Source organism: Ruegeria sp. SAZD013 (assembly GCF_059612525.1).
This window is the reverse complement of record NZ_JBXWQT010000012.1, coordinates 1-11,615: the sequence shown is the minus strand read 5'-3', so window position 1 is coordinate 11,615 and position 11,615 is coordinate 1. Positions and strand designations below refer to the sequence as shown.

Sequence of the window (11,615 nt, the reverse complement as noted above, 5' to 3'; positions counted from 1 at the left end):
GAATGGTGGCGAGTGAACAAGAAATCATCGAGGAAGAACTGGTCTACGGTGCCTTGCGCCGCGAACGGCTCTGGCAACGCCTTGGCCTGACGGGCCTTGTCTTCGGTGTCATCGGCTGTCTGAGCGCCGCGGCGGTCTCGATCCTCGATGTCGACCCGCCCCCCGTCGTTGTTCCCTATGATCCCGCCACCGGCTTTGCACTCCCCGAAGCCTCGGTCGGCGCCTCCTCGGTGACCGCCAACCAGGCGATCATCGAGGCGGAGGTGTTCCGCTATGTGACCGACCGGGAGGTCTACAACCAGCTCGACAACGATCTGCGCATCCGCAACGTCCTGCGCCGCTCGGACGGAGCTGCCGAGAGCGGGCTGCGCCAGATCTGGAACAGCGCCAATGAGAACTACCCGCCGACAGTTTATGGCCCCAATGCCCGGCTTGATGTGGAAATCCTCAGCATCAACCGGATCGGTACGAACCGCGCCACCGTCCGCCTGCGCAAGCGCCTGACCTCCATCAATGGCGTCCAAACCGGGCTTTTCACCGCCACGCTTCTCTTCGAGTTCCGCCCCGAGACCCGCCGCTCCATCGATGAGGTCTGGACCAACCCCTTCGGCTTCACGGTCCTCGAATATTCCATCCGCTCCGACAGATTGGAGAATTGAATTTGTTCCCTGCTCGACTTTTCATATTGCTGATTGCCCTGTTGCCCGGCCTTGCTTTTGCCGAAGCCATCCCGCGTGGCGGGCCCAATGACAATCGGGTGCGGCTGGCAACATATCAAGAAGGTCAGGTATACCGCCTCAGCGTGTCGCTCACCCATGTGACTACGGTCGAGTTCGGGGAAGGCGAGAGCATCCGCTCGATCATTGCGGGCGACACGGAAGGCTTCGAGATCGACGGCGTACCCGGCGGTCAGGCCTTCGCGATCAAGCCGGTGGCGCGCGGGGTGCATACCAATGTGACCGTCTACACGAACAGGCGCAGTTATTACTTCAACGTCGAGGAGACCCGCAGTCCGACCTTTTACGTGGTCCAGTTCCGCTACCCCGAAGACAATACGCGGCCCACACGTGCCATCGCGGCCCAAGCGCCGAACTATAATTACGGTGCCAGCGCGCGGACCGAGTTCACCCCTACCCGTGTCTGGGATGACGGGACGTTTACGTATTTCGTATTTCCGCGGAACGCGCCGGTGCCTGCGATCTTCCGCTACGCCAATGGCCGTGAGCGCACGGTCAACACGCAAGCCACCGAGGACGGCGTGATCCGGGTTTCAGGCGTGAACCGACAATGGGTGCTGCGGATCGGGGAGGAGGTGGTCTGCATCGAGGCCACACCACCTGCGGGGGTAGGCTCATGAGCGATACTGGAAACGCAGACCTCGAGAAACGTCTCGCGGCTCTAGAACAAGGCAAGGGCGCTGGTTCGCCCCCTGCCCCACGACGCTCACCGCTGCTCGCTTTGGTCGTCGTCCTCGTGATCGGCGCGGGCGGTGCCTTGCTCTATCTCATGTCCCAACCCGAGGAAGAGGAAGCCCTTCCCACGGCCACGCCGGACGTGTTCCAGAACGAAGGCGACGGGTTCGGCGCCATCGAGACCTTGCCCCCGCCCGAGCCCGAGGTTGTGTTCGTCGCACCCGATCCGGTCGAGCCCAATGCTGAGCTTTTGGCACAGATCACCGCGCTGCAGGCTCAGATCGAGGAATTGCGCAACGCCCCCGAGCCGGTCGTTGAGGAAGACACCGCCGCCGCAGAGGCGATCGACGCGCTGACCACTCAGATCGCTGCGCTCCAAGCCGCCTCGGAAGCCGCACAGCAACGATTCCAGGACGAACTGACGGCGCGGGATCGCAGCCTTGAGCAACTCCGCATGGATCTGGAACTGGCCCAACTCGAGGCCAACCGCCCGCTCCCCGCACCCATCGGGCCCACCGAGGACGAGTTGCGCGCGCGGGAAGAAGAGCGGCTCCGCCGCGAGGAGGAAGCAAGGCGACTGGCGGAACTCGAGCGCCGCGCGGCAGAGGAACGTGCGTTTCAGGAACGCCGCATCACCTCGCCCACCATCGCTTTTGGTGGCACCTCCGGTGCGAATGAGACGGCACTGACCGAACGGACCTTCGGGGAAGTGACGGATTTTGTGCTGAACGGCGCGCTGCCCACTTCGGTGACGCAAGCCGAGGTCATCGCCAACCCCTCCAACACAATCATCCAGGGCACCATGATCCAGGCTGTCATGGAAACCGCCCTCGACAGCTCCCTGCCCGGCCAGACCCGGGCCGTTGTTTCCGAAGACGTGTTCAGTTTCGACGGTTCTCGGCTCTTGATCCCGCGTGGATCCCACCTTATCGGGCGCTATCGTTCGGACGTTGATATCGCGCAGCGCCGGGTCACCATCGCTTGGGACCGGATCATTCTGCCCGACAACCAGACTATCCAGATCAGTTCTTTTGGGGGCGATGAATTGGGTCGCTCCGGCGTCACCGGCTTTGTCGACACGCGCTTTGACGAGCGCTTCGGCTCGGCCGCGCTGATTTCACTGATCTCCGCCGCGCCTAGTGCAGCCGCTGCAAATGTGCAGAACGAAACCGCCGCGGATGTGCTCGAAGACGTGGGCGATGATCTTGCCGATGCCACGGACAGCGTGATCGGCGATTACCTTTCCATCGGCCCCGTCATCTATGTCGACCAGGGGACCCGCGTCACCGTGATGGTCGACCGCGATCTGGAGATTTTCTGAGCCCATGTCGCTGAGCTATCTCGAAACCTCCCTCGACAGGATCGCCGCCGCCACCCGCGACGATGTCATCGAGATCTGCATCAATCCTGACGGAAGCTGCTGGGGAGAATTCCAGGGCGATCACTTCATGCGAAAGCTGGACCAGATGCTGACCGCAACAGAAGTCAAAGACCTCGGCAACCAGATTGCTTCCTCCGCAAACACCACCATGAGCAAGGACCGCCCCATCGTCTCGGTCTCGATCACCTACAAAGGTCGCCCGATCCGGGCGCAGGTCATCACCCCGCCTGCCGTGCTCTCGGCCATGTCGATCAGCCTTCGGTTCTTTTCAAGCCTGCCGCTAGACGGGATCGCTCTCGATTTCCTCTATGGTAAGGAACGCAAGCTTGAAGAACTCCGCCTCGAGAAAACCCGCGAACTCCGCGAGGTTGTGGCGGCAGGCGTGATCGACGATGCCCTGGCCTTCTGCGTCGACAACAAGCTCAACATGATCGTCTCGGGCGGCACCTCCACCGGCAAGACCGTCGCCGCGCGGAAGATCCTCTCTCACGTGCCATCAGAGGAACGCATCGTCACCATCGAGGAAGCCGCCGAGCTTTTGCCGACCCAGCCCAATGCCGTGACCCTCATCGCCAATCGGGATGCGGAGTTCCAGACCGCCGATGTGCTGCTCACTGCCACGCTGCGCATGCGCCCGGACCGCATCATCCTGGGCGAGGTGCGCGGCAAGGAGGCCATGACCTTCCTCGAGGCGATCAACACTGGCCATGGCGGGTCCATGACCACGCTGCACGCAGAAACCCCGCAACTTGCCGTGCAGCGTCTGGCCATCGCCGCACTCAAGACTGAGATCCCGATGACCTATGCCGACATGATCCAGTACATCGAAAACTCCATCGATGTGATCATCCAGGCCGGTCGCCACGATGGCCGGCGCGGCATCACCGAATTTTACCTCCCCGGCGCAACTGAGATTGGAACTTCCCGATGAAGACATTTGAATACGAAATCCTGTCCTTTCCCATGACCCGAAAAACCAGTCTCACCGACATGCAGGCCAGCCTGAACGCGAAGGGGGCCGAAGGCTGGGAGGTCGTGTCGATCAGCTCCTCGGAATTCGCCAATGTCGGCCACACAGTTTTCCTGAAGCGCGAAACCACTATCATCGGAGCCGCGGAATGAAGCCGGCGCGGCTAACCCTTGCGCTAGTCGCGCTGGCCGTGAGCCTACTGGCTGTCCCTGCCTTCGCAGAGCGCAATATGGTGCCGACCCTCGATCGCAGCTTTGACGTCTGTCCGGACCGGCCCGCTGAGCCCAACTGGATGCAAGAAATACCCCTGCGCCAAGCCTATCAACGCGTGTTGGTCCAGGATATCTACCGCGCCCAGAATCTCGAGCGCATCATCGAGACCGAAAGCTGCGACTGTGAAATCCGGTTTCCGTCTTGGGACGCTGCCGAGGCGGAGTTTCATGAGCAGCACGCGAGTGACGAACGCTGGATAATGCTGGAAGCATCCGACGCGTACAATCAGCGCGCCAACGACGTTCGCCTTGAGGCTAAAGCCATCTGCGAAACCGCAGGCAATTGGTAAGGCAGCCCCGTTATGAGCGTCGTCACCTATTTCGTTGAAACCTCCCAGGGCTATCTCGACACCGCCGCCGAAACCCAGTTTGGATCGGTTGCGGCAACGGTGGGCACACTTCTGGTACTGGGAACAACACTCGTGGTGATCCTCGTCTTCCTGAACATGATCTACCAGTACAAGGCGATGGACGGGCGCGCGGCTTTTTGGCTCGCGGTCAAGATCGGGCTCATCGGGATATTTGCAACCAACTGGGTGCAGTTCAACGCCCTCTCCTCCGCCATCCTTGCCGGGATCGACAGCATTGCTGGGGCGCTCGTGGCTTCGGTCGGCGGTGGAACTCCTGGCCCTTCTGGAACTTTCGCCGAAGAATTCGACCGTTTGATCGCCGAGTTGGGGGACTATTTGAACGCCGCAGGTTCAGAGTTGAACTGGATGGCCGGCGCCATGCTCGACATTGTCGGGGTCCTCTTGCTCTCGATACTCGGCGGGCTGGCCGCCTTCATCCTTGTGGCATCCCGCCTGATGATCGCACTTCTAATCGGGATCGCGCCGGTGATGATCTTCCTCACCCTCTTCGAGGTGACTAAAGATTACTTCGCACGCTGGCTGTCGGCACTGGTTTCCTTCGCACTCTACCCAATCGTCGTCGCAGGGGTGTTCGCAACGATCACTGGCGTCTCTTCCGCTCTTATCGGTGAGCTTGGCGACCCGGAAGGGGCTTCAAACATAGGCGCGCTCATCCCATTCTTCATGATGGTCCTCATGGCCAAGGGCTTCATCATTGCCACGCCCTTCATCGTGCGCGCGATCTCCGGAAACATCATGATGCCCGCCCTCTCCGGTGGCCTCGGCGGCGGCTACAGCTTTGCCCGCGCCGCAATGGGCAGCAAGCAGGCCTACAATCGCTACCTGATCGGTGGGGCAAGCGGTGCGGAATATGCGGCCCTCAGAGCGCGGCAGTTCTTCGGTGTGCAGCAGATGCCTGTTCGGCAAGGGATGGGGCAGACGGGTTCCGCAGGAGGCACAGGATCCGCAGACTCGGGGTCAAAAATGCTGGCGCAACTGGCTCGGCTGGCAAGGTTGGGAAAGAGATGACTGCGCACAATTGGAATTCAGCAACCCAAGAAAGATTTGCACCTAAAAAAATGCTGGTTCTTCTTCGCGAAGAAGACCATTTCTTTTGATTTCGCGAGAATACTCAGTCCCGTTCAATACTGACTTTTTGCAGAACTTATATCGCCCCAAAAGCCCTCTGTGAGAGCCTAACCCACTTCCAATAGACCGCTACCAATCAAATCAAGAACCGCCTCTTTAATCAGTTCTGTCGCTTCACTCACATCATCAAGCGTCGTGTCCTTCCCAAGACTAAAGCGCACCGATGATGAGGCGCGCTCGTCATCGAGTCCGATGGCGCGAAGCACATGGGAAGGCTCCGATATCCCGCTTGTGCAGGCGGAGCCCGTCGAGGCAGCAATTTTGGGCTGCAGTCGGCTGAGAAGATCAGCTGCCAATACTCCTTCAAAGCCAACATTGAGGTTTCCAGGATGCTTGCTCTCCGAGTCAAGCGGCCCATTCACCCAAATGCGGCAGGGAAGGTCTTGTAGCTGCTTCAGGAATGAATCGCGTAGGTCGGCCAGTTGCTCTCGGCGATGATCGCCTCCCTCTGACGCTGCAATACGTGCAGCAGTGCCGAAGCCGACGCAAAGCGCAACCGGAAGCGTGCCCGACCGCAAGCCGTTTTGCTGGCCGCCCCCAAGGATCGTGGGCTGCATCGAAGGTTGAAGGTCTCGCCGAGCAAAAAGCGCACCGATGCCGGAAGGGCCATACATCTTGTGACCCGACAAACTGACGAGATCGGCGTGATCAGCAAGCCGCGACACATTCATCGCACTTGGCGCTTGAGCCGCATCGCAATGAAAGTACGCACCGGAAGCGCCTACGATGCGAGAGATTCTCTCAATGTCCTGAATTGTGCCAATTTCATTATTGGCAGCCATCACAGATACAAGAAAGACATCGTCAGAAACGGAATTCTCCAGGGCATCGAGATCAATTACGCCCTGTGTGTCCACAGGCAAATACTCAATAGAGAATCCATATTCCGCTGAAAGCGCCCGCCCAATTTCCAGGACGCACTTATGCTCAATGGAGCTCAGGAGAATCCGTCGTCGCTTGCTCGCCAAACCTTTTCGGGCTAAGCCAAGCAGAGCGAGGTTGTTGGCCTCCGTTGCCCCCGAGGTGAAGATAATCTCGTCAGGGTCAGCACCTATAAGCCTAGCGATCTCCGACGCAGCACGTTGAACAGCTTGAGAAGCGCGCCAACCAACGGCATGATCACTCGAATGCGGGTTGCCAAAGCGACCTTCAAAATATGGCATCATCTCGGCAAATACGGTCGAGTCAAGCGGACAGGTCGCCTGATGGTCCAAATATATCACGCCGTCAATTTTCATAAACTTATCAGCACCTTCTCGTGATCAGACTTCAAAAACTCGCTCAGACGTGAGCTCAGAGACTTTCTGGGGGATATCCCCAGGAACGAGTTTGACCCTACCACATTTAGTGGGTTATTGTCGAGCTGGATCAATCTTCCAGGACGAGACCCTATGGCACGCGGACCTATCTACAACGACGGCTACAGGCCACAATTTTCGGGCCACGAGACCTTCCCGCTCCGCTATGGGTGGCTGAAGAAGGCATACGACGCGGTCTATGAACGCGAAGATGGTGCGGACGGTAAGCTCGCCTTCACGCGTGATGACTCCATAGCGCGTTTCGGGGTTGGCAAGAACATGGTTTCATCGATGCGCCATTGGGCGGCGGCGTCCGGTATCATCGAGGATGGAGAGGGCGCCAATGCGCTTGTAACAACAGGTCTCGGCCGACAGTTATTCGGAAAAAGCGGACTTGATCGATACATAGAACATCCTGCTTCGCTTTGGCTAATTCATTGGAATCTTGCGGGTCGCCCTGAAAAAACAACTTGGTACTGGAGTTTTAACAATTTTTCTGGCGTTACGTTTGAGCGCGAACAACTTGTTCGCGCATTAGAGAAGGTCGCCAAGGATCGTGAATGGCCGCGCGTTTCTGCTACGACCATACGCCGTGACGTCGAGTGCTTCCTGCGAACCTACGTGGCGAAAGCTGCGTCTGGGGCGGCATCGCCCGAAGACTCCCTGGAGTCTCCGCTTGCAGAGCTCGGTCTCATTAAGGCAGTTGGTCGCCGCGACGGCTTTAGGTTTGTGCGAGGGCCAAAGTCATCATTGGGGAACGGGGTCTTCCTCTACGCCTTGATTGATTTCTGGAAGGACTATTCGTCGGCACAGACTCTTTCTTTCGAAGCTGTGGCGCACGAGCCGGGCTCGCCGGGGCGGGTATTCTTGCTTGATGAAAATGACGTTGCTGATCGGCTTCTGGCGCTTGAGGACTTTACGAAAGGCTCTTTTAGGTGGTCGGAAACAGCAGGCCTCAAGCAGGTCATCCGAGATGTGGCTTTGGATGCGGAAGCAGCACTCATTTACGCGATGTTTGATTACAAGAAAAAAATTATCGAGAGTAGAGAGGCGGCCTGATCATGCTTTCCGAGACCGTGAACATTGGGCGCCGGTTCCAAAGATCGATAAAAATTGATAGCGATTACAATGATCTCAAGGCTCTTGAGGGATTTGTCTGCCCGAAATCGTCAGTAGATGTTCTTCAGGCGGTGGCGCACCATGTCTCCGATACAGGGCATGGAGCGTTTACCTGGACGGGCCCGTACGGCAGCGGAAAGTCTAGTCTTGTCGTAGCGATGAGTGCATTGCTTGGGGCCGATGATGAGTTTCGCTCGAAGGCCGCGACGGCCATCGGTCGCAAGGCGGCGGATGCAATTCTTGAAGCTCTCCCCCCAAAATCGAAGGGCTGGCAGGTTTTGCCGGTTGTAGGCAGGCGTGCGAGCGCTGTGGACATCATTGGGCGTGCCATTGAGGAAGCCGGGCTAGGTAGCTGTCCTGAAACGGGAAAATGGACGGATGATGCTGTCGTGGCCACGCTTAGCGCTTCTGCAGAAAAGGCACCGCACAGCCATGGCGGTGTTGTCCTTTTCATCGATGAGATGGGTAAGTTTCTTGAAGCCGCCGCTCAAGATGGCACCGATGTCTACATTTTTCAGCTCCTCGCGGAAGCTGCCTCACGTAGTAAAGGACGCTTGATCGTCATCGGGATTCTTCATCAGGCATTCGAGGACTATGCCAACCGGCTGTCGCGCGAAATGCGCGATGAGTGGTCGAAAATTCAAGGCCGCTTTATCGATCTTGCCGTGAATGCGGCAGGAGAAGAGCAAATCGAGCTCATCTCTCGTGCGATTGAGAACGGGCGCGCACTAACGAAACCTGGCTCACTCTCGGTGACAGTTGCCGACGAGATTAAGCGTCAACGACCGGCGGCGTCACGGCATCTCTCCGAAACTCTTGAGGGATGCTGGCCGCTTCATCCCGTTGTGGCCTGTCTTCTTGGCCCGATCTCCCGGCGTCGCTTCGGCCAAAACCAACGCAGTATCTTCGGCTTCCTCAATTCAGCAGAGCCGCACGGTTTTCAGGATTTCATCCGTCATAATGGCGCGGGAGTCTTATATGAGCCGGACCGGTTATGGGATTACCTTCGGGTTAATCTAGAGCCTTCTATTCTCGCCTCTCCGGACGGTCATCGCTGGGCAATGGCTGCCGAGGCAGTAGAACGCTGTGAATCTCTGGGGGGAAGCGAGCTTCAAATCCGCCTTCTCAAAACAATTGCACTGATTGACCTCTTTAAGGAACGCTCAGGGCTTACGCCTACAGACGGCTTGCTAGGCTCCTGCCTGCGGGACGTATCGAAAAAGACGGTGGAGGATGCACTCGGGCAGCTCAAGAAGTGGTCTCTTGTGATCTTCCGGAAGTTCGCGGACGCCTACGCCATTTATGCTGGCAGCGATTTCGACATTGATCACGCAATCGAGGATGCGCTGCAGCGCGTTCGAGAGGTTGATTTTGCAGCGCTCCAAAAGCTGGCAGGGCTTCAGCCCATTCTTGCAAAGCGGCATTATCATGATACCGGCGCATTGCGCTGGTTTGATGTCGAAATAGCACCTTTGAATGGCGTGATCGAACGCGCCGCAGCGTACACATCCAAGTCAGGCACGATTGGCGCTTTCCTTCTCGCGATCCCCACGGAAGGTGAAAGCCAAGAGATCGCCGAGAAATTATGCCGTGAGGCGGCGCGTGAGTCCAAGCACTGGGATGTCGTCGTAGGCCTGTCGCAGCGGGCTTGGGTAATCGTCGATCTCGCAAGAGAGCTTATCGCGCTCAGTGAAGTACAAGAGGAGCATCCTGACCTCGCTGGCGACACCGTTGCGCAGCGCGAAGTGCATGCGAGAAGAACGGCTCTTCAAGGTCAGCTCGAAGAAGAGTTGAGGGCAGCCTTTGACCATGCCACCTGGTACCTGAAGAACCACAAGCCGCAGAAATGGGATCAGGCCGAGATCAACAATGCCGCCTCTGATTTGGCCGCCAAGCGCTTCCCGCTATCGCCTAAAATCAACAATGAGCTCCTCAATCGCATCAAGCCGTCGAGTAACGCCATAGCTGCCCAGAATGCGCTATTGCGCGCGATGGTCAGTCGAGAAGGTGATGAGCGTCTTGGCATAGAGGGTTATCCTGCAGAAGGCGGCCTATTCGCTTCCCTCCTAGAAGCGACTGGTTTGTACGGAGAGGTAAGTGGTGCCTGGCAGTTCCGCGCACCGTCGAAAAAACGCGATCTAAGCAATCTTAACCCACTTTGGGAAGCCGCCTCGGAGCACCTGAGGCAGGCAAAGGACAGAACGGTTACCGTATCTGAGCTATACGATCTCTGGGGCAAACCGCCCTTCGGTTTAAAAGAAGGACTAAGACCAGTTATGGTCGTGGCGTTTATACTCACACAAAGAGAAAACGTCGCCCTGTATCGCGAAGGTATCTTCCAAGCACGGTTTAAGGATATCGACGTTGAAATCCTCGCCAAAGATTCTAGCGAGATTCAGCTCCGCTGGATGGACCTTTCCGATCTATCTCGTAGGTTGCTATCGAGCATGGCCGAAATCGTGCGCGATCTCGATGCCTCAAACGGCCTCGCACATCTCGCGCCTATCGATGTCGCCCGCGGCCTCATTGCCATATTCGACAAGCTACATCCATGGACAAAGCGTACCATGCAGTTGTCCTCTAACGCAACGCGGGTGCGCGATCTGTTCAAGCACGCAAACGATCCGAACAAGTTCTTGTTCGACGACATTCCTACCGCGTTCGGCGGGCGCGGCGCACTCGACGAGGAAAACAATCTCCAGAGTATCGTTAAGGATGTACGCGAAGGACTAGAAGAGCTTGTCGCCTCATACCCGTCGATGCTGCGACGTCTGCATGATCTTATGCTGGCCGAGCTTCAGGTGCCTAACGCCTCACCGCAGGCTCTCAGTGAGCTGCGCGCACGGGCAGAGAACATCCGTGAGATCGGTGGCGACTTCCGATTGAATGCCTTCATCGGAAGGCTCTCACAGTTTGAAGGGACAGAACAAGACCTAGAAGGAATTGCAAGTTTGGCAGCAAATAAGCCGCCGCGTGACTGGACCGATCCCGACCTCGATCGCGCTTCCGTCGAGCTTGCAGACTTTTCGCAGAGATTTATTCGGGCGGAGAACTTCGCGCGGGTGAAAGGCCGGAGCGATAAGCGGAGCTCGATGGCGGTTGTTGTTGGTTTAAACGGCCGTCCAGCTCCCGTGCACGCCGAGTTTGAAGTTTCAGAAAGTGAGCGGAAAAAGGTCGAAGACATAATCAGGAGACTTGAAGATGTCATCGATGTCGAGGCCCCAAAGAGCCGCCATCTGCTTCTTGCAGCACTAGCGGAGTTGAGTTCCCGCTACATGAACGACGAAGAAATTGATGGCAAAAAAATGGAAGTGGAACGAGTAGTATAATGAGTGAATCCGAAGAAAAGCATGTTTTGGGCTTATCGGGTGGAAAGGACAGCGCTGCTCTCGCAGTTTATATGCGCCAGCACCACCCCGAGCTTGATATTGATTATTTCTTTACTGATACGGGCAAAGAACTCCCCGAGGTATACGAATTCCTTGGGCGGCTCGAAGGATTTCTAGGAAAGCCTGTTTTAAGACTAAATCCTGACAGAGACTTCGACTTCTGGCTTAAGCAGTACAATAATTTCCTGCCGTCACCGCAAACGCGTTGGTGCACTAGACAACTTAAGCTTAGACCATTCGAGCACTGGCTCAAACCAATGTTGGAAGAAGGAAAA

11 protein-coding genes are annotated in these 11,615 nt (G+C 57.3%); 10 read left to right on the top strand and 1 reads right to left on the bottom strand.

Annotation, left to right across the window (positions count from 1 at the left end):
• Window positions 1–2: 2 nt before the first annotated feature.
• Genes AC2FLU_RS01870 through AC2FLU_RS01840 form a run of 7 tightly spaced genes read left to right on the top strand, consistent with a single transcriptional unit; the run spans window position 3 to window position 5,414 of the window.
• Entirely contained in the window at window positions 3–659 is a 657-nt protein-coding gene (locus tag AC2FLU_RS01870) for a VirB8 family type IV secretion system protein (RefSeq protein WP_075777193.1), read from the top strand.
• 2 nt (window positions 660–661) lie between these two features.
• On the top strand, window positions 662–1,357 hold the full coding sequence (locus tag AC2FLU_RS01865) for a TrbG/VirB9 family P-type conjugative transfer protein (protein ID WP_496811781.1): 696 nt from the start codon (window positions 662–664) through the stop codon (window positions 1,355–1,357).
• The gene (locus AC2FLU_RS01860; RefSeq protein ID WP_496811780.1) at window positions 1,354–2,733 is read left to right on the top strand and encodes a TraB/TrbI/VirB10 family type IV secretion system protein; all 1,380 of its coding nucleotides are present in this window, start codon (window positions 1,354–1,356) and stop codon (window positions 2,731–2,733) included. Before AC2FLU_RS01865 ends, AC2FLU_RS01860 begins: the two co-directional genes overlap by 4 nt.
• 4 nt (window positions 2,734–2,737) lie before the next feature.
• A complete protein-coding gene (locus AC2FLU_RS01855) occupies window positions 2,738–3,724 on the top strand; it encodes an ATPase, T2SS/T4P/T4SS family (protein ID WP_093994390.1) in 987 nt (328 codons plus the stop codon).
• Window positions 3,721–3,915: a DUF4177 domain-containing protein gene (locus AC2FLU_RS01850; protein WP_093994389.1), complete on the top strand. Its 195-nt coding sequence runs from the start codon at window positions 3,721–3,723 to the stop codon at window positions 3,913–3,915. The genes AC2FLU_RS01855 and AC2FLU_RS01850 overlap by 4 nt, the downstream gene beginning before the upstream one ends.
• Complete coding sequence (locus AC2FLU_RS01845; protein ID WP_496811779.1) at window positions 3,912–4,325, top strand: hypothetical protein; 414 nt, start codon at window positions 3,912–3,914, stop codon at window positions 4,323–4,325. The genes AC2FLU_RS01850 and AC2FLU_RS01845 overlap by 4 nt, the downstream gene beginning before the upstream one ends.
• 12 nt (window positions 4,326–4,337) lie before the next feature.
• Window positions 4,338–5,414 carry a TrbL/VirB6 family protein gene (locus tag AC2FLU_RS01840; protein WP_496811778.1) on the top strand — a complete coding sequence of 359 codons (1,077 nt, stop codon included), beginning with the start codon at window positions 4,338–4,340 and terminating at the stop codon, window positions 5,412–5,414.
• 167 nt (window positions 5,415–5,581) lie between these two features.
• Here AC2FLU_RS01840 and AC2FLU_RS01835 read toward each other — a convergent pair whose 3' ends face one another.
• On the bottom strand, window positions 5,582–6,772 hold the full coding sequence (locus tag AC2FLU_RS01835) for a cysteine desulfurase family protein (RefSeq protein ID WP_496811777.1): 1,191 nt from the start codon (window positions 6,770–6,772) through the stop codon (window positions 5,582–5,584).
• A 153-nt stretch (window positions 6,773–6,925) separates the two neighbouring features.
• Between AC2FLU_RS01835 and AC2FLU_RS01830 the strand changes: the two genes are divergently transcribed.
• The 3 genes from AC2FLU_RS01830 to AC2FLU_RS01820 form a co-directional block, all read left to right on the top strand.
• On the top strand, window positions 6,926–7,891 hold the full coding sequence (locus tag AC2FLU_RS01830) for a DUF4007 family protein (RefSeq protein ID WP_496811776.1): 966 nt from the start codon (window positions 6,926–6,928) through the stop codon (window positions 7,889–7,891).
• Between the two features lie 2 nt (window positions 7,892–7,893).
• Entirely contained in the window at window positions 7,894–11,280 is a 3,387-nt protein-coding gene (locus tag AC2FLU_RS01825) for a hypothetical protein (RefSeq protein WP_496811775.1), read from the top strand.
• Window positions 11,280–11,615: phosphoadenosine phosphosulfate reductase domain-containing protein (locus AC2FLU_RS01820; RefSeq protein WP_496811774.1), on the top strand; the 336-nt coding region annotated here is incomplete at its 3' end. The genes AC2FLU_RS01825 and AC2FLU_RS01820, both read left to right, overlap by 1 nt.

Bases quoted from the DNA above. Each gene is read 5' to 3' on its own strand.
- AC2FLU_RS01845 (WP_496811779.1), top strand. From the start codon at position 3,912: ATGAAGCCGGCGCGGCTAACCCTTGCGCTAGTCGCGCTGGCCGTGAGC.
- AC2FLU_RS01830 (WP_496811776.1), top strand. From the start codon at position 6,926: ATGGCACGCGGACCTATCTACAACGACGGCTACAGGCCACAATTTTCG.
- AC2FLU_RS01840 (WP_496811778.1), top strand. From the start codon at position 4,338: ATGAGCGTCGTCACCTATTTCGTTGAAACCTCCCAGGGCTATCTCGAC.
- AC2FLU_RS01850 (WP_093994389.1), top strand. From the start codon at position 3,721: ATGAAGACATTTGAATACGAAATCCTGTCCTTTCCCATGACCCGAAAA.
- AC2FLU_RS01835 (WP_496811777.1), bottom strand. From the start codon at position 6,772: ATGAAAATTGACGGCGTGATATATTTGGACCATCAGGCGACCTGTCCG.
- AC2FLU_RS01855 (WP_093994390.1), top strand. From the start codon at position 2,738: ATGTCGCTGAGCTATCTCGAAACCTCCCTCGACAGGATCGCCGCCGCC.
- AC2FLU_RS01825 (WP_496811775.1), top strand. From the start codon at position 7,894: ATGCTTTCCGAGACCGTGAACATTGGGCGCCGGTTCCAAAGATCGATA.
- AC2FLU_RS01860 (WP_496811780.1), top strand. From the start codon at position 1,354: ATGAGCGATACTGGAAACGCAGACCTCGAGAAACGTCTCGCGGCTCTA.
- AC2FLU_RS01870 (WP_075777193.1), top strand. From the start codon at position 3: ATGGTGGCGAGTGAACAAGAAATCATCGAGGAAGAACTGGTCTACGGT.